The sequence below is a fragment of the Mesorhizobium sp. A556 genome (assembly GCF_054489545.1).
This window is the reverse complement of record NZ_JBTMXA010000002.1, coordinates 381,018-397,885: the sequence shown is the minus strand read 5'-3', so window position 1 is coordinate 397,885 and position 16,868 is coordinate 381,018. Positions and strand designations below refer to the sequence as shown.

20 protein-coding genes, 1 tRNA gene and 1 riboswitch are annotated in these 16,868 nt (G+C 61.8%); of the genes, 10 read left to right on the top strand and 11 right to left on the bottom strand.

Annotation, left to right across the window (positions count from 1 at the left end; all coding sequences use genetic code 11):
* The first annotated feature begins 34 nt into the window (after positions 1-34).
* Positions 35-925, top strand: a complete 891-nt coding sequence (locus ACX3P0_RS06490; protein WP_459087383.1) for an alpha/beta fold hydrolase — start codon at positions 35-37, stop codon at positions 923-925.
* 29 nt (positions 926-954) lie between these two features.
* Here the strand turns inward: ACX3P0_RS06490 and ACX3P0_RS06485 are convergent, their stop codons facing one another.
* The 3 genes from ACX3P0_RS06485 to ACX3P0_RS06475 form a co-directional block, all read right to left on the bottom strand.
* A complete protein-coding gene (locus tag ACX3P0_RS06485) occupies positions 955-1,509 on the bottom strand; it encodes an SGNH/GDSL hydrolase family protein (RefSeq protein ID WP_459087381.1) in 555 nt (184 codons plus the stop codon).
* 143 nt (positions 1,510-1,652) lie between these two features.
* The gene (locus ACX3P0_RS06480) at positions 1,653-2,606 is read right to left on the bottom strand and encodes an ABC transporter permease (protein WP_459087380.1); all 954 of its coding nucleotides are present in this window, start codon (positions 2,604-2,606) and stop codon (positions 1,653-1,655) included.
* Positions 2,607-2,909 (bottom strand): ABC transporter permease, encoded by a 303-nt coding sequence (locus ACX3P0_RS06475; protein ID WP_459087376.1) that lies wholly within the window; start codon positions 2,907-2,909, stop codon positions 2,607-2,609.
* A 27-nt stretch (positions 2,910-2,936) separates the two neighbouring features.
* Here ACX3P0_RS06475 and ACX3P0_RS06470 point away from each other — a divergent pair, with 27 nt between their 5' ends.
* From ACX3P0_RS06470 to ACX3P0_RS06455, 4 genes are all read left to right on the top strand, one after another.
* Positions 2,937-3,401: a hypothetical protein gene (locus ACX3P0_RS06470; protein WP_459087375.1), complete on the top strand. Its 465-nt coding sequence runs from the start codon at positions 2,937-2,939 to the stop codon at positions 3,399-3,401.
* Between the two features lie 490 nt (positions 3,402-3,891).
* Positions 3,892-5,007 (top strand): endonuclease/exonuclease/phosphatase family protein, encoded by a 1,116-nt coding sequence (locus ACX3P0_RS06465; RefSeq protein ID WP_459087373.1) that lies wholly within the window; start codon positions 3,892-3,894, stop codon positions 5,005-5,007.
* A gap of 28 nt (positions 5,008-5,035) precedes the next feature.
* Positions 5,036-5,215, top strand: a complete 180-nt coding sequence (locus ACX3P0_RS06460; RefSeq protein WP_459087879.1) for a hypothetical protein — start codon at positions 5,036-5,038, stop codon at positions 5,213-5,215.
* Positions 5,205-5,546: a hypothetical protein gene (locus ACX3P0_RS06455; RefSeq protein WP_459087371.1), complete on the top strand. Its 342-nt coding sequence runs from the start codon at positions 5,205-5,207 to the stop codon at positions 5,544-5,546. Before ACX3P0_RS06460 ends, ACX3P0_RS06455 begins: the two co-directional genes overlap by 11 nt.
* A gap of 67 nt (positions 5,547-5,613) precedes the next feature.
* Here ACX3P0_RS06455 and ACX3P0_RS06450 read toward each other — a convergent pair.
* A tRNA-Ser gene (locus tag ACX3P0_RS06450) sits at positions 5,614-5,704 on the bottom strand.
* 497 nt (positions 5,705-6,201) lie between these two features.
* Between ACX3P0_RS06450 and ACX3P0_RS06445 the strand changes: the two genes are divergently transcribed.
* On the top strand, positions 6,202-7,287 hold the full coding sequence (locus ACX3P0_RS06445; protein ID WP_459087369.1) for a porin: 1,086 nt from the start codon (positions 6,202-6,204) through the stop codon (positions 7,285-7,287).
* Between the two features lie 147 nt (positions 7,288-7,434).
* Positions 7,435-8,544, top strand: a complete 1,110-nt coding sequence (locus tag ACX3P0_RS06440; RefSeq protein WP_459087367.1) for a pyridoxal phosphate-dependent aminotransferase — start codon at positions 7,435-7,437, stop codon at positions 8,542-8,544.
* Here ACX3P0_RS06440 and ACX3P0_RS06435 read toward each other — a convergent pair.
* The gene (locus ACX3P0_RS06435; protein WP_459087366.1) at positions 8,541-9,107 is read right to left on the bottom strand and encodes a histidine phosphatase family protein; all 567 of its coding nucleotides are present in this window, start codon (positions 9,105-9,107) and stop codon (positions 8,541-8,543) included. The genes ACX3P0_RS06440 and ACX3P0_RS06435 overlap by 4 nt on opposite strands.
* Positions 9,108-9,228: 121 nt before the next feature.
* Positions 9,229-9,384, top strand: a riboswitch (adenosylcobalamin (AdoCbl) riboswitch).
* 3 nt (positions 9,385-9,387) lie between these two features.
* Here ACX3P0_RS06435 and ACX3P0_RS06430 point away from each other — a divergent pair.
* From ACX3P0_RS06430 to ACX3P0_RS06420, 3 genes are read left to right on the top strand one after another with little or no spacing between them, the layout of a single operon-like run.
* A complete protein-coding gene (locus ACX3P0_RS06430; protein WP_459087364.1) occupies positions 9,388-9,597 on the top strand; it encodes a CbtB domain-containing protein in 210 nt (69 codons plus the stop codon).
* 12 nt (positions 9,598-9,609) lie between these two features.
* Positions 9,610-10,362 carry a CbtA family protein gene (locus ACX3P0_RS06425; protein ID WP_459087363.1) on the top strand — a complete coding sequence of 251 codons (753 nt, stop codon included), beginning with the start codon at positions 9,610-9,612 and terminating at the stop codon, positions 10,360-10,362.
* Between the two features lie 5 nt (positions 10,363-10,367).
* Complete coding sequence (locus ACX3P0_RS06420; RefSeq protein ID WP_459087361.1) at positions 10,368-11,003, top strand: hypothetical protein; 636 nt, start codon at positions 10,368-10,370, stop codon at positions 11,001-11,003.
* Positions 11,004-11,132: 129 nt separating this feature from the next.
* Here the strand turns inward: ACX3P0_RS06420 and ACX3P0_RS06415 are convergent, their stop codons facing one another.
* The 6 genes from ACX3P0_RS06415 to ACX3P0_RS06390 all read right to left on the bottom strand — a co-directional run bounded on the left by ACX3P0_RS06415 (position 11,133) and on the right by ACX3P0_RS06390 (position 16,811).
* Positions 11,133-11,516, bottom strand: a complete 384-nt coding sequence (locus ACX3P0_RS06415; protein ID WP_459082532.1) for a hypothetical protein — start codon at positions 11,514-11,516, stop codon at positions 11,133-11,135.
* Positions 11,517-11,530: 14 nt separating this feature from the next.
* On the bottom strand, positions 11,531-11,890 hold the full coding sequence (locus tag ACX3P0_RS06410; protein ID WP_459087359.1) for a lysozyme inhibitor LprI family protein: 360 nt from the start codon (positions 11,888-11,890) through the stop codon (positions 11,531-11,533).
* 152 nt (positions 11,891-12,042) lie between these two features.
* Positions 12,043-12,987: an ABC transporter permease gene (locus ACX3P0_RS06405; RefSeq protein ID WP_459082528.1), complete on the bottom strand. Its 945-nt coding sequence runs from the start codon at positions 12,985-12,987 to the stop codon at positions 12,043-12,045.
* A complete protein-coding gene (locus ACX3P0_RS06400) occupies positions 12,984-14,039 on the bottom strand; it encodes an ABC transporter permease (RefSeq protein ID WP_459082544.1) in 1,056 nt (351 codons plus the stop codon). The genes ACX3P0_RS06405 and ACX3P0_RS06400 overlap by 4 nt, the downstream gene beginning before the upstream one ends.
* On the bottom strand, positions 14,039-15,589 hold the full coding sequence (locus tag ACX3P0_RS06395; RefSeq protein ID WP_459087357.1) for an ABC transporter ATP-binding protein: 1,551 nt from the start codon (positions 15,587-15,589) through the stop codon (positions 14,039-14,041). Before ACX3P0_RS06395 ends, ACX3P0_RS06400 begins: the two co-directional genes overlap by 1 nt.
* 199 nt (positions 15,590-15,788) lie before the next feature.
* Complete coding sequence (locus tag ACX3P0_RS06390) at positions 15,789-16,811, bottom strand: BMP family protein (protein ID WP_459087355.1); 1,023 nt, start codon at positions 16,809-16,811, stop codon at positions 15,789-15,791.
* Positions 16,812-16,868 lie beyond the last annotated feature (57 nt).

Here is a 16,868-nt window from a genome sequence, read left to right as displayed (position 1 = left end):
ACGGCTGCCAGCCGGGCTTTCGACAGGGGTGAGCATGGCGGATCGAGGCTTCTCCGACTTCTTTTACGCGGCAGCGGACGGGCTTGAACTCCACGCCCGCGTCTATGGCGAACCGAACCCGGCGCTTTGGCCTGTGGTCTGCCTTCCCGGCCTGACCCGCAATGCGCGGGATTTTCACGAACTGGCGGTCTATCTGTCGACGCATGAGAGCGCGCCGCGCCGGGTGGTTGCCTTCGACTATCGCGGGCGCGGGCAATCGGCCTACGATCCCGACGTCAGGAATTACAATGTGCTCGTCGAAGCCGGTGACGTGCTGGCCGGACTGGACGCGCTTGGCATCGAAGCAGCGGCCTTCGTCGGCACTTCGCGCGGCGGGCTGATCCTCCATGTGCTGGGAGCCATGCGGCCGGCGGCGCTGAAGGCGATCGTGTTCAACGACATCGGGCCGGCGATCGAGGCAGCGGGCCTCGCCCATATCGGTTCCTATCTGGAGCGCGCGCCTGAACCCAAAAGCTTTGCACAGGTCGTCGAGGCGCAGCGCGCCGTACATGGCGCGGCTTTTCCGGCACTGGCCGATGCCGACTGGGAGCGCATGGTTCGGGCACTATACCGGGAAACGGACGCAGGCTGGTTGCCGGACTTCGACCCAAAACTGACCGAACCGCTGGCCGATATCGACTTTTCCAAACCGTTGCCGACGCTATGGCCGCAATTCGACGCGCTCGCATCCATCCCGATGCTGACGCTGCGCGGCGGCAATTCGAGCCTGCTTTCACCGGAAACACTCACCGAGATGCAGGCGCATCATCCGGCCATGGAAACGCTCACCGTCGAGGGTCAGGGCCATGCGCCCTTCCTGGAGACGGGCACCCTGCCCCGGTCGATTGCCGATTTCATCGACCGGGCGCAATGCAAAGCGAACTGAGGAATGGCCTTGGCCGCTCAGTCAGCCTCTCACGCCGTATGGCCTGCAAAGATTTTTGCAACCTTGTCGGCGATGGCCTTTCCGATATCCAGATTGTTCTGCACGGTAAAGTGGATGCCGTCGCTGCCGCCCGTGGTAATGAAATCACCGGCGTTCAAGAAGTCCACTTTCATGAAATCCGCCATGTCCCTGTACTGCTTGCCAAGCTCCCCTGATTTTTCATGGCCGCCGCCGAACATGCCCTGGAAATAGGGGTGCGGCATGGGCGACAGCGGCGGGGGAGCAACCACAAGGCATTTCGGCGCGGGATAGGGCGTCCCGATGCCGCCACCGCCCGTGAGCACCTGCCCGACCAGTTTGGCCATGCCGTAGGTGATGTCATAGGGCGTGCGGTTGAAAAATGGCTTGGTGTCGTTGATGCCGAGCAGGAGGATGACCAGTTCGAGCGGCAGGTGGCTGGCGATCGAAGCCGGCAGATAGGCACTTCCGTTCAGCCGAGGATCGTTGGGATCGTCAGCACTGGTGGTGCGTGCGCTGAGGCCTTCCTCGAAGACATGATAAGCGTCGCCTAGATGGGATGCCATCACGCCCGTCCAGCGCTGTTCGTACGGATACCGATATTGTCGGCGACCCTTCGATCACCGGAATCCAGCCCCAGGTGAGTGAACCGCCAAAGCACAGGATCGATTTCTTTTGGCTCATGTGTCTCCTCCAAAAAATAGATGTTTCAGGACCTGGCCGTGCGCAGGCCGTAGAAGATCGCGGCAAGCAGGATGATCAGGCCCTGGGCAATGAGTTTGCCGGGCTCGCCGATACCGAAGGTCGTCATCACGACAAAGAGAAGTGCGAAGCACAGCACGCCGAAAAAAGGCCCCCAGACACCCCCCTCGCCTCGCCCGAATACAACGCCGCCCAGGATGGTGGCGGCAACCGAAAGGATCGGCAGGTCGAGGCCGACGCGGACGCTGCCGACGGCGATGGACGCCGTCTGAACCAGCGCCGCGATCGCGGCAAACAGGCCCGCCAGCGTGTGTGCCAGCACCACGGTGCGCACGACCGGAACGCCGGAGAAATGTGCGGCCTGAACATTCTCGCCCACCGACGCGATATGGCGGCCGAATATCGTAATGGACAGAAATACAGACAGGATGACCGTGAGCGCCGCCCAGAAGATAACCGGGGTCGGGATGACGCCGAGCCTTGTATTGTAGATTTCGGTGAACATTTTCGGCACGTCACCGGGAGGCTTGCCGCTCGAAAGATATTGAACGAACCCGACGAGTACGATGCTGACGGCGAGCGTAACGATGACCGCCGAGACGCGCCGCCGGCCGACCATCACGCCGTTGAAGAGGCCGATTGCAAGGCCGATGAGCAGCGCCAGGCCAATGAAAAAGAACACCGACGCGTCCGGAAACATCCGCGAAGAGATGACGTAGTTGATGAACAGGATGACGCCGCCGCCGGCGAGGTCGATGCTGCCGACCCGCATGACCAGGAGCTGGCCGAGGACGCGAATGCCCAACGGCACCACCTGGCGCATGAATATGCCCATGACGTTGAGGTTCATCAGTTGCGGCCTGGCGACGAACAGGATCACCAGGAGCAGCGCAAAGACATAGTAGGCCGGCGGTATCTTCAGCAGGCTGCGTAGAGCGGGACTTGTGAGCAAAGCAGGCACTTACAACCCCATTTTCTTACGCGACTGCAGCGAGACGACCAGCAGCAGGATGCCGCCCTTGATGGCTGTTTGCACAAAGGGCGAGACGTTGGTCAGGTTCATGCCATTGGCCAGCAGCGCCATGATGAGCGCGCCGATGACGGTGCCATGCAGGCTGCCGATGCCGCCGGAAAGCTGCGTGCCGCCGATGGCCACGGCCGTGATTGCGTCGAGTTCGAAAAGCAGGCCGACATTCGGATCGCCCGACACGATGCGGCCAGCCAGGAAGATTCCAGCCAGCGCGGCAAAGCACGAGCAGATCACATCACCGCCGCGACCGGCGGCGAGAGCATGTTCGGCGTAGCCAAGAATCTCTCCGACTACCTTTTCTTCTACCTCGGAGCGCGCCTGCACAGCCGGCTGGTGCTCAATCACCAGATTTACAGCACCAGTGCCGCGGTGAGCTTCGATGTCGGAATACTGCGACTTGAAGAGGAAGTCAGGAAAACGGGTGCCGAGACGGGCGAATTATGGGAGCGTGGATCAAGCTGGCCATCCTATGGCAATGTCGAAATCGCATGGTGCAATGAGCTGGTTGCCCAGATGAAGCTGTCCGCGAGTTCCCTGTTGCAGTTCGTTCCCGTGAAGACCGTGGTGCTGTCGTCCTATGCGCCGCAATCGGTCTGCAAGGTGATCTGCCGCCAACTGGAACGTGCCCTCCCCGGCATCACGGCGATCGCCGGCAATATCGAGCGTTCCCCCAAGGCCGTGGGCGCCGCCAGCCTGCCCTTCAACTCGCGCTTCGTGGTGCAATGAGGGATTGCGCTGCGCGCGGGAAGCAATGGGTTTCTCTCGCGCGGCCGGTGATCGCCGCTTGTTCCGTCACAGCCTTCAGCCCACGAACTTGCCAGTCGATTGAGACGACTCCTGGAACGGAAATCCAAGGACAGTAAGGAACATCATGACCAGGAGGATGGCTAGGCCGCGCAATCCGTCGAGTCCGGGTAATCGCCCATCGCCTCCGGCTGGGTTGCCGATGCTCGCGGTGCCTTTACCGTATCTCGACTCGATGTAGACAGCCATCAGCATAGTTCTGATGTGGATGGTTTCCTTCTCAAGTCCGTCGAAACACTACTGATTTTGTAAAACCGGAGCCGGTACGCCCAAAGTATATAGAAGGGCTTCCTTCCTAAGGGGGTGCATATTTCCTCAGCCGTATGACGTATCGTTACTCGACACTGTGTCTTGAAACGACCGTCGCATGCGGGCTGATCCCGCTCGCAACTCGACGCTAGCGGACAATTGGATGCTCAACTTTCTCGTCTTGCCGCTCGCTGCCTTGTCGTTCCTGGACTTCGCGGCCGGAAGCAGTTGGCTACCTGACGTAGCTTCATTTTTCCGGCCCTGGCTAAACGGCGTCTTGCTTATCTTTGCAATTGCAGCGTGGCGTCGCCTTACAGGTCGTTACGCGGTTTTGATGGCATGTTCCCTCATTCTCTACAGTGCCGGTACGCTTAGGTCGTTGAGCGACATGACTCTGGAACTTGCGGCGGGCGCTGCCGACGATGGTGTGTCTGCGGCCAACACAAGCCTGAAAGTGGTGACGTTCAACGTCTTGAGATCGAACATCAATTTCAAGAAATTCACCGAATATCTGAAAAATGTCTCTCCAGATGTCGCTGTGCTCCAGGAGGCGGAAGACGGATGGCCTGATGTTATAAAGGCGCACTTCCCATATATCCGGTCATCGGCAGATGTCGTGGTCGCCAGCCATTATCCATTCATGCTCGGTCAGGAACAATCAGATCTAGAACTGAGCAACAAACGCATTGTTCGAGCGGTTATACTGGTGCCGGTGGGCCTCACCTCGATATCGAAAGTGTCGATCTACGGTCTTCATGCCATGAATGCTCGCAACTACCAGGACTGGAAGGGGAGAAACGAGGCTTTCGACGAAGTCGCGGCGGCCATCAAAGCCGAGAAGCCGCACCGTCCCGTAATCATCGCGGGCGACCTGAACATGTCGTCCTGGTCGCTTCGTTTTTCTTCGCTTCTTTCCAGCACGGGCACGATAGCTGGATCGACTGACACTTTGTTTGCCGCGACCCGTTTCTTTTCTGGCCTTGGGCTCCCCGTTTGGTTCGGCGCACCCGTTGACCACATCCTTGTTCGTAAATGGATGAAAATCGAGCAACGAACCGTCGGTCCTCCACTAGGATCGGACCATGTGCCGGTGGCGGCTATCGTTTTGTTCGGCTCGAAAACTGAATGGCCTCATCAAGAGACCGGCAACTTCTCTCGTGTGGACATGACAGGGGAAACACGTCACAAGACCGTCTCGACGTCCATCTCCCCGGCAGGGGCGGAGCGGCAATATGCCAACGACGCCAGCGGTCTAACGCAGCAGGGTTCTGACAGGTAGGAGGCCTTCGTGCACAGCCTGACCCCCTGTGTTGTCGACCTTCACGGCAGCGTTTCTTGCTTCGCTGGTGGAGGTCGTCGAAGCCTTTATCATCGTGCTGGCCGTAGGCGTCACACGCAGTTGGCGACCGGCATTGATCGGCGCGACGCTGGCGCTTGTGATCCTCGCGGGCCTCGTCCTTGCCTTCGGTCCGCCCGATGCAGTGTGAACGTAGCATTGATGCTGGCAACTGCCTTCTGCGCCCGGTCGTCATCCTCAAGTTCGGCTCGATAGTGCGCCTTCGCGGCGGTCGTGAGCGTCGGCCTGTCAGCGGCGAGCGTTTCCTTGGCTTCCTCGATCTTGGCGAGAAATCCGGCAATAACGCCGTGCGCCAAGCGTTCGGCTGCCTTTTTGTCAACCGGAAGCGATCCGACAAGTTCGCGTTTCCCGACGATTGGGCGCAATTCTTCCGGCACGGTAACGTGAACGACATACCACCCGCGAACGAATTTGACGTATTTCATGCTCCGGCCCGCCCTGTTTTGCAGCAAACTTTGTAGCAGGGTTTGGGCTGAAAGCCTTGCAACGCAAGGGTTTTCTTTTGGAATCAAGGCGATAAAAGGTGAATGGCGGAGAGGATGGGATTCGAACCCACGAGAAGCTTTTGACCTCTACTCCCTTAGCAGGGGAGCGCCTTCGACCACTCGGCCACCTCTCCGTTGCGGCGCTGGATAGAGAAAAGCCGGGACACAATCAATGACCATCCCTCTTATAATTGCAAATTGCTGGAAATTCATCGTTGCCTGACACATTAACAGGCCTGCGCGGCGGTCCGGCGGGCCGCAATCGATCCGCATGAAGCCGGTAAAAGACGATTCCTGCCGAATCCACTGGCAGCAGGCGATTCTCGCCGTCCGACGCCGCTTCAGGCCGGATTTCGACCCGCGCAAGGGGCCACACGGCCTCAACGGTTAACAAGAGCTTTCGGCGAGGCCGCAAATCGTGTCATTTGTGCAACATCGGCAATCGATGGCATCCCGCCGACGCTTTCGCGACGTGATCGTGGTTGAACGCCACCGACCGATCGGTAATGTCGGGAAAGAGGAAGCGGCGCGGTGCGCATCTTTTTCGGTAATGAGGGGTGAAGCGGGGAACGCTGTCCTTCAGCAAAAATATACTCGGACCCATTTTTTAACTTTTGACTGGAGGTCAGAAATGAACATTAAGAGCCTTCTTTTCGGCTCCGCTGCGGCTCTCGTCGCAGTATCCGGTGCACGCGCCGCCGACGCTGTCGTCGTCGCCGAGCCGGAACCCGCTGAATACGTCCGCATCTGCGACGTTTACGGCGCTGGCTACTTCTACATTCCCGGAACCGAAACCTGCCTGCGCGTCGGCGGCTATGTCCGCGTCGACATCTCGGGCGGCGATGCCGGCTCGTTCGACGGCCGTGCCACGACCGACGTGATGGACGGCACCGCTCGCCGCTCCTACAATGTCCGGAGCCGCTTCGCGCTCCGTACCTGGACCGGCCAGGAAACCGAACTCGGCACGTTGAAGACCTACACCGAGACGCGTTTCAACTACACCAATGGCGTCAGCTCGACTTCGCTGAACTTCGCCTGGATCCAGCTCGGCGGCCTGCGCATCGGCGCTGACGAGTCGGTCTTCGACACTTTCCAGGGTTATGCCGGTAACGTCATCCAGGATACGCTGGTTCCTTACGGCGGCTTCGAAACCAACCTGATCAGCTACACGTTCGACAGCGGCAACGGCTTCTCGGCGATCGTCTCGGTCGAGCAGGGCAACAACGCCGACGGTAACGGCTTCGACGTCATCGACAGCTACGTTCCGCACGTGGTTGGCGGCGTGAAGTACACCGCTGGCTGGGGTGGCATCTCCGGTGTCGCAGCCTACAACAGCAACTGGGAAGAATGGTCCGGCAAGGTCCGTTTGGACGTGAACGCCACCGAGCAGCTGTCGCTGTTCATCATGGGCGGTTACGGTTCGGACGACAACGTCGCTCGTAACTTCTACAAGCCTTGGGGCGGCAACTGGGCTCTGTGGGGCGGTGGCTCGTACAAGCTCAACGAGAAGACTTCTTTGAACGCACAGGTTTCGTATGACGAAGACGAGACCCTCGCCATTGCCGCGAACGTCGCCTACGACATCGTTCCGGGCTTCAAAGTCACGGCCGAAGTCGACTACGTCAACGAAGGCGACAATGTCGCTGGTGCCGGCAGCTGGACTGGCGCAACCGACGATTCGATCGGTGGCATCATCCGCTTCCAGCGCTCGTTCTAAGACAGCGCTTTCTGTCTGAAGAAAAACCCGGCGGGCAACCGCCGGGTTTTTTCGTTTGAATCTGATGGTGCGCTGCCTGGGCGCAGGGTTGCGCGCTTCGAATGGCGGCTGTAGCTAGAAGAACACTTGCCTTAACGAGTATGCATCATGTCGAAACGCCCTCCCCTCAACGAAATCGTCGGCGCGCTTCCCGCAACGGTGCCCTTTGTCGGCCCCGAGGCGCAGCAACGGGAAAGCGGACGGGCATTTCGCGCCCGCATGGGGGCCAATGAGAGCAGTTTCGGGCCTTCACCGCGCGTCGTTTCCGGCATGGCCGCGGTTGCCGGCGATATGTGGATGTATGGCGACCCCGACAATTACGATCTCAAGCAGGCTGCGGCAGTCCATCACGGCGCCTCGCCAGAAAATATCGTCGTCGGAGAAGGCATTGACGGGCTGCTTGGCGTACTGGTCCATATGTATGTCGCGCCCGGTACGCCGGTGGTCACGTCGCTTGGCGCCTACCCGACCTTCAATTTCCACGTCGCGGCGGCCGGCGGACACTTGGTCGAAGTGCCCTATGAAGACGACCGCGAAAGCCTTGACGGGCTGCTTGCGGCGGTGCGGCGGGAAAACGCGCCGCTGGTCTATCTGTCCAACCCTGACAACCCGATGGGAAGTTTTTGGGATGCGGCGGAAATCATGCGCTTTATCGAGGCGCTGCCTGAAACCACGATGCTAATCCTGGACGAGGCCTATGGCGAGTTGGCGCCTGCCTCGGCGCTTCCGGCAATCGATATCGGGCGCACCAATGTCATCCGCATGCGCACCTTTTCAAAGGCTTACGGGCTGGCCGGCATCCGTTGCGGCTACGCCATCGGCGAGCGGCAGGTCATTGCCGACTTCGAGAAAATCCGCAACCACTACGGCGTCAGCCGCATGGCGCAGATTGCCGGCGTCGAGGCACTGGCCGACCAGGACTGGCTGCAAGACGTCGTGGCGCGGGTCGATGCCGGTCGCCGGAGAATTGCGGCAATCGCCGAGGCGAACGGATTGAAGCCGCTGCCTTCGGCCACCAATTTCGTCGCCATCGACTGCGGCCGCGACGGCGATTTCGCGCTCAAGGTGCTGAAAGGATTTTTGGCGCGCGACGTGTTCATTCGCAAGCCCATGGCGCCGGTGCTCAACCGATGCATCCGGGTCAGCGTCGGCCTCGACCATGAGATCGATATTTTCGCCGAGGAACTGTCCGGCGTGCTCGCGGCCGTGCGCGGCTAACGCTTTTTTGCCTTCGCCGGCATGACGCCGCTGGCGCGTAGCGCCCATCTGCGTCCGTCGGTGCGAAATTCAGCGACGCTCAGCGGCTCGCAATCGATGCGCCAGAACGATTCGAGCGGCGCGCCCAGCACATGAAGCACAGCCACGCGGACGACGGCCGGATGCGTCACAGCAATCGTATGGCCGCGCTCGCCGAGCAGCGCGTCCATCAAGGCGGCTATGCGAGCCGACAGTTCGGCGATCGCCTCGCCGCCATGCGGAGCCGCGGCAGGAACGGCCAACCAGGCCGCGATATTTTCTGGCTGCTGCCCGGAAATCGCGGCCAGCGTCTTTCCGCTCCATGAGCCCATATCCTGATCGGCAAGTTCAGGGCGTTCAACCGCTTGCAAGCCAAGGGCTTGCGCCGTCTGCCTGGCGCGCAGCGCCGGCCCTGTCCAGACGCGGTCGGCGCGGCGCAATTGCGGGCCGAGCGTGTTGGCCATCGCCACTGCGCCTGCCTCGAGCGGCTCATCGAGCGGGAACGCGGCGTGGCGCGTGGCGGCGGTTGCGCCGCTGCAGATCATTGTCAGGCGTCCGGTCATCGAGGAATCGCATCGCGTTTCGTTGGCTCAGCATAGCACGACCGTGCCGGCCCGACGGCCCTTCACGCCCAACACCCTCGTTGACAGGGTAACCGGCGCTGACTACTGTCGCCATTGAAGCAATGTGAGTGGAAACCGGTGAAAGCCCGGTACGGTCGCGCCACTGTGATCGGCTAGCGTTTGAAGCGCGATGCCGAGAGTCAGGACTTCTTTCGTTGCTTCATGGCTCATCAACGGGACGCTGTATCCCAGGAGGCACACCATGTCCGACGCTACCTTCAATCCAGACATACGCCCGCTTCCGATCCCGCTTGGCGAGATCCTGCCTTGGGCGATCTTCGGCGGCCTGCTTTGCCTTCTCGCCGTCTATTTCGTCGGCTCCGAGGAAGGCGCGATGTCGCTTTTCCGTGGCATGTACATCCACGAATTCGTGCATGACGGACGCCACCTGCTCGGCTTTCCCTGCCACTAAGGGGGCTTTGACATGGTTGGTCGTCTTCTCCTTCGCGGGATGCTTGTCGGCATTTTCGCGGGTCTCCTGGCGTTCGGCTTTGCCCGGGTTTTCGGTGAACCCCAGATCGACCGCGCCATCGCGTTCGAAGAATTGATGGCGCAGGCATCCGGTGAAGCGCCGGATGAAGAAACCGAACTCGTTTCCCGCGCGACGCAGGCCGGCATCGGCCTGTTGACCGGTACCGTCGTCTATGGCGCGGCCCTTGGCGGGCTGTTCTCGCTGGTCTTTGCCTATGTCTTTGGGCGCATCGGCCGGTTCGGGCCGCGCGGCACCGCCGCCCTGATTGCGCTGGCGGGTTTCATCGCCATCGTGCTGATACCGCAGATCAAGTATCCAGCGACGCCGCCGGCCGTCGGCAACCCCGACACCATCGGGGTGCGAACGGAACTGTTCTTCATCATGATCGTCGTTTCGATCGCCACGCTGGTCGCGTCAATCGGCCTGGCAAGGCGCTTGTGGGCGCAATACGGAGCCTGGAACGCCTCGATCATCGCTGGAGCGGCTTTCCTTGCCGTCACCGTGGTCGCGCAATATGCCCTGCCCACCATCAATGACGTGCCGGAAAACTTCTCCGCAGACCTCCTGTGGCGTTTCCGTACTGCCTCGCTCGGGCTTCATGCCGTCTTGTGGACGGTAATCGGCCTCGCCTTCGGCGCAGTCGCCGAGCGTAATCTTGCCGGACGCGCGAACCACAAGATCGCGGCCCGCCCGGCCCTGCGCTAACCCACGTGTCGAAGTGTTTACCACGCTACACGGCGGCGTCCCTTGCGGGCGCCGCCGCGTTGCTTTTTGCGAGTGCTGGACCAGTTAGCGCCCATGGCGCTCGTTCGGAGGGGCCGACCAGCGGCATCTCGATCCCCGGCCTGTCTCATGGCCAGATGGCCGTCACCGCCGAATATCGCGGCGAAATTCTCGCGCTGGCCAAGCGGCAGGCGAAAACCGACCCGACCTTCCGGCGGCTGCTGACTTTCGCCGACGTCCAGTACAGCTACTGTCTATGGGGTCTGGTTCCCGGCAGCCTGCGCGACGAGGAAAGCCCGTTCAACGAATGCAGCCACGCCTATCTCTCGGCGGCGCAAGCGCTACTCGTCCATATGCGCGATATCTCCGACGACAAGCAGCCTACGGAAGCGCTGATCTCCCGGATCGACGCCGACATGGTGCGCAACCAGGCCTCGTTCGTGCAATGCCAGTTCAGCGGCGAAGCTTTCAACACCGCCGAGGTGATCTTCCCGATCTGGCGCAACGTTCCATCGCACACGCCAAGCCTCATCGCTTTCTCGACGCTGGCGATGGCGTTTGCGGGCGGCACGATTCTGCTTGCCGGCGGACGGCGGAAAGACGGCGACGATCAGCCGTGCTGAGCTATCGCCGCACGCCGTAGTTTGCCTTGGCGCCGCATGCATTTCGCCCATTCAAGTTTCGGCCGGGGCTAGCGTATCTACAGCCCGACCAGCGGCGTCCCGGCAGCCGGCCTAATCGTCATCGTCTGGCTAATCGTCATCGCCTGGATTATCGACAAGACAGCCCACGCCATTACACCCCTGGTAGTTGCCCTGGGTGTCGAAGTTCGGATTACCGTCTTTATCGTAACTCGGCCTGGTATCGACGTAGCTGTCACGCTTGCGTCGCGCTTCCTTGCGGTCGCGGTCTCGCTGTTCTTGCGCATTCATGCGATCCAATGAGCGCTGCTCGTCATCTGCACGCTGCGAACTTTGTTTCATCATGCAGTCGGCGAAGCCGTCAGTCCCCTGCGCGTAGCCGAAAGAAGCACACTTTTCCTGGTCCATCGAGCGCTGCTCTTCTGTGCTGACGCAGCCGACGACGGCTAACGGCACAAGCGCGAGCAGCACATATCGCATCTTGAAATTCGGCATTTTTTTACTCCCGGTCATTCTGCAGGTACCGGGCAAGCGAGATCGCCTTCCTGGCAGGTGAGATAAGCCTTCAATTGTTTGGTGCGATCCTTGGTAAGTTCAGCCTGACATGCAGCGGCAACCATCGGCGCCGCAGACCCGCCGTCATCGCCGCTGGATTGGAAAATGCATTCGGCGTTTCGGAAGGCGATCCACGCCCTCTGCGCCGTGACGAGCCGCATCTTGCCGTCGGCGTCGTCCGCAAGCCGCTTCTGAATTTGCTTGAAGGTCTGGTTCAACGCTTGGTCGACTCTTTTGAGGTCCGAAGCTGGATCGGCCAGGGCCGCGGTGGCAGCAAATGACAGGGTGGCGACGGCAGCAAGAAAAAAGCGCATGGCTGTATCCCCCTCAAAATACCAGTGACCCCAAGCAAGCACACGCAAGGATGGCCAGCAAGCCTTTGGGAAACCATATAGTAAGCAAAAGGTTTCCCTTTCCGGGACGGCGAATGGACGAGGCAAGGCCCGTCGGTGCCGTCAATGTGATCCTACCGCTCCTCGCGGCGGAACGGCTTTAGCAGCGCCGAAGGCGCGACCGCATTGCGCGACATGAACGCCATCGCCACGATGGTCAGCACGAAGGGCAGCATCAGGAACGCCTCATAGGGGATATGGCCAAGGCCGCTCGCCTGCATCCGCAGCTGCAGCGCATCGACGAAGGCGAACAGCAGGGCAGCACCGGCAGAGCGCCACGGGTCCCAGCGGCCGAACACCACCAGCGCGATCGCCACCCAGCCGCGCCCGGAAACCACGCCGAAGGTGAAGGCGTTGAACTGCGCCATCGACAGGAAAGCGCCGGCCAACCCCATCAGCGCGCCGCCTATGATGACGGCCTGCATGCGGGTCGCGATGACGCTGACGCCGGCGGAATCGGCGGCGCGCGGGTTTTCGCCGACCATGCGGACCGACAGGCCCCAGGGCGTGCGGTAGAGGATGAAAGCGGAGATCGGCACGGCGAGGATCGCCATGTAGACCAACGTGAACTGGCTGAACACGGCCGGTCCCAGCACCGGAATATCCGACAGGAACGGGATCGCCACCGGCTTGAAGCCGACGATGTTGGGCGGCGTCGATTGCTGGCCGAAGATCAGGCGGTAGAGGAAATAGGCAAGGCCGGAGCCGAAAAGCGTCACACCGATACCGCAGACGTGCTGGCTAAGGCCAAGCGCCACGGTGAACAGCCCATGCAGCGCGCCCATCAGCGCACCGGTGGCGACCGCGGCGGCGATGCCGACCCACAGGCTGCCGCTGAGATAGGCGCCGGTGAAACCGGTCATGGCCGACAGAAGCATGATGCCTTCGATGCCGAGGTTGAGCACGCCGGCGCGCTCGGAAAACATTTCGCCCAGCGTAGCGAAAGCCAGCGGCGTGGCGATGCGCAGGATGGCGGCCAGAAAACCGACCTGAAAGATCTGTTCCAGAACGACGCTCATTGTTGCGCCCCCACGCGCCGGACCCGATAGGCGGTGAACAGCAGCGCCACCAGCATGGCCAGAAGTGCGGTTCCCTGAATGACGTCGCTGAGGAAGGCCGGAACGCCCGTGGCACGCGACATGGCTTCAGCACCGGTCATAACGGCGGCGAGAAAGATCGCGGCCGGCACCACGCCCAGCGGATTAAGCCTGGCCAGCATGGCGATGACGATGCCGGAATAGCCATAGCCCGGCGAAATGTCGCTCATCACCTGGAAATGCACGCCGCCCACTTCGCAGACGCCGGCCAGGCCCGCCAGCGCGCCGGACAGCAGCGCCGTCACCACCAGCACGCGCTCGACGCGGATGCCGCCATAGCGCGCGGCTTCCGGGTTTTCGCCCGTCACCTTGATCTTGAAGCCGAGCACGGTGCGCGAAATCACGAACCAGATGATAGGTGCTGCCAAAAACGCCACCAGCACGCCCAGATGCAGGCGCGTGCCTTCAAGCAGCACCGGAAAATTCGCCGAATCCTGGATGGGCGGCGAAATCGGATAGCCGCTGAACGGGTCTTTCCACACCGTCTCGATCAGCGCCATCAGCGCATAGAAGATGATCGAGTTGAGCAGCAAAGAACTGACCACGTCGTCGACCTTGAATTTTACGCGCAGGATCGCCGGAATGAGCGCAACCGCCGCACCGCCAGCGGCACCCGCCAATGCCATTGCCAGCATGGCGAGCGGCCCCGGCATGGGAATGGCCCCGACCACGCAACTGGCGACCGCTCCGGCCAGCAGTTGGCCCTCGGCGCCGATGTTCCAGAATTTCGCGCGGAAGGCGACCGCGACGGCCAGCCCGGTAAAGATCATCGGGGTAGCGCGCACCAGCGTTTCGGTGATGGCGTAGGTGTCGCCCAGCGATGCCGAAAACATCACGCCGTAAGCCTGGAAAACACCGGCCCCGGCCAGCGCGATCAGGCCGCTACACAAGATGAGCGTGGCGACGATTGCCGCCACCGGCAGAGCGAGGTTGAACCAGGCCGGTGTCGCGGTGCGGGCTTCGAGACGAAACATCATGCCGCTTGCTCCGCGCCGGTCATCAACATGCCGAGCTTTGCCACGGTGGCGTCGGCGGCATCCAACGTGCCGACGATGCGGCCTTCATACATGACGGCGATACGATCCGAGAGCGTCAGCAGCTCCTCCAGATCCTCGCCGATGACGATGATGCCACAGCCCCTGCCCCGCAGATCGAGGAATTTTTCGTGGATGAAGTGGGCCGCGCCAATGTCGAGGCCACGCGTCGGCTGGGCGACGATCAGCACCTTCGGGTCGAAGGCGAGTTCGCGCGCCAAAAGCGCCTTTTGCAGATTGCCGCCGGAAAGCGCGCCGGCACGCACCATCGGCCCCGGACAGCGAATGTCATATGCCTTGATCTGCTCTTCGGCAAAGGCGCGGATCGCAGTTGGCTTCAGCAGGCCCTTCTGGCTGAACGATGCCGTGCCGATACGCGGCAGCACCATGGAATCAGCCAGCGGCAGATTGGTGACGAGGCCGGTGGTCATCCGGTCCTCCGGGATGCGGCCAAGCCCGAGCGCCTGCACTTCGCGCGGCGTATAGGCGGTGACCTGTTTGCCGGCGAGGCTCATCGTTCCCGACACCGGCTTGAGCATGCCCGAAATGACATCGGCCAGCGCGCGCTGGCCGTTGCCGGACACGCCCGCGATGCCGAGAATTTCGCCGCTGCGCACGGCAAGCGAGACGTCGCGCAGCGCCATGCCGGCATGGCGCGCAGTGGAGATGCCGGCCAGCGCCAGCACTGTCCCGCCAATTGTCGAAGGGCCTTTTGCCGGCGGCACGATTTCATGGCCGCACATCAGTTCCGCCATTTCCGACGAGGTGGTGCTGGCCGGCACATCGACGCGGCCCGAAACCTTGCCCTGCCGCAGCACCACGCAGCGATGGGTAAGCGCCCTCACCTCGTTCAGCTTGTGCGAAATGAAGATGATGCCGAGGCCCTGCGAAGCCATCGAGCGAAGCGCTGCAAACAGGCCGTCCACCTCGGTCGGCGCCAGCACCGCTGTCGGTTCGTCGAGGATCAACAGCTTTGCGCCGCGAAACAGCGCCTTGATGATTTCCAGCCGCTGCTGCTCGCCGATGGATAGCGCGGAGACGGCCAGATCCGGATCGAGTTTCAGCCCGTAGCGCTGGCTGATGTCGTCCAGCCGCGCCAGCGCACCGGGGCGATCCAGCCGACCGTTGCGGCCCGGAATACCGATGAGCAGATTTTCCAGCACCGACAGGCGCGATGCCAGGTGAAAATGCTGATGCACCATGCCGATACCGGCCGCCAGCGCATCGGCCGAACTGTTGATCGCGACCGGTCGGCCACCGACGAGGATTTCGCCGGCGTCGGGCGCATAGGCGCCGAACAGGATGTTCATCAGCGTGGTCTTGCCGGCACCGTTCTCGCCGAGCAGCCCCAGGATTTCGCCGGGTGCGACCTGCAAATCCACGGCCTCGTTGGCGCGAACGGTGCCAAACGTCTTGGAAATGCCGCGCATTTCGATGAGGGGAACGGATGTGTCGGAAAGGGGCACGGGCGTGACCTGTGAGCTTAGCATTCCTTCGCGTCCCCCTCTGGCCTGCCGGCCATCTCCCCCGCAAGGGTGGAGATCAGACTGCCGCTACTCTGCAGCCCATACTGCGACGTTGAGAATTGGCCGATGCGCCGGGGCGCGCCATCTCCCCCCATGCGGGGGAGATGGCCGGCAGGCCAGAGAGGGGCGCGAAAGAGCGCCACGCTGGGCCAGGTCAGTTCGTTCAATCCGACGTCGGTGTGTTCTCATCCACGTCGACGCGGAAATTGCCTTCCATGATTTCGGCGGTCTTCTTCGCGACCAGTTCCTTGACGTCGGCCGGCAGCTTGTCCTCGAACGCATGATAGGGCGCGAGGTGCGAGCCGCCCTTGGCCATGCGCGAGAAATCGCCGTAGTCCTGCGCCGTATAGACGCCGGCCTTGACCAGCTTCACCGCCTGTTGGACCGTCGGGTACATGTCCCAGACCGGACCGGTGATGACGGTGCCGGGCGCGAGGCTCGACTGGTCGGACATGTTGGAAATGGCCAAGATCTTCTTTTCCGCCGCCGCCTCGATGACGCCGAAGCGCTCGGCATAGATTACGTCGACGCCTGCGTCGATCTGGGCGATCGCGGCTTCCTTGGCCTTGGGCGGATCGAAGAACGAGCCGATGAAGGCAACCTTGCGCTTGATATCGGGGTTGGTTTCGCGCGCGCCGGCAAAGAAGGCGTTGACCAGCCGGTTGACCTCGGGAATGCCCATCGCGGCGACCGCGCCGACGGTGCCCGACTTGGACATCTTGCCGGCGATCAATCCCGACAGATAGGCCGGTTCGTGGATCCAGTTGTCGAAGACGCCGAAATTGGGATCGGCCGGCCCGGCACCCGAACCGAACAGGAATGCCGTCTCCGGAAACAGCTTGGCGGTGCGGCGCGATTCGCGCTCGGCCGCGAAGGCGTCGCCCAGCACCAGTTCATAGCCGCCCTGCGCATATTCGCGCATGACGCGGCCGAAATCGGCGGTCTGTACTTTTTCCGACCATTTATATTCGATGCCGAGTTCCTTTTCGGCGCGCAGCAAGGCGACGTGGACCTGGTTGTCCCACGGCTCCTCGATGGGCGTTGCGAAAATCGCGGCCACTTTCAGCTTCTTATCCTGCGCGAACGCGCCGCGCGGCAGCACGGAAGCCGCCAGGCCGAACGCGCCGATGCCCAGCACGCCGCGCCGCGAGACGCCGCCCGAGAAATTCCTGTTCCCATTTTTCATCGAATGACCCCTTGGGTTGAGACGGCCTTGGAGCCGCTCTGCCTTGTTTTTATTCTC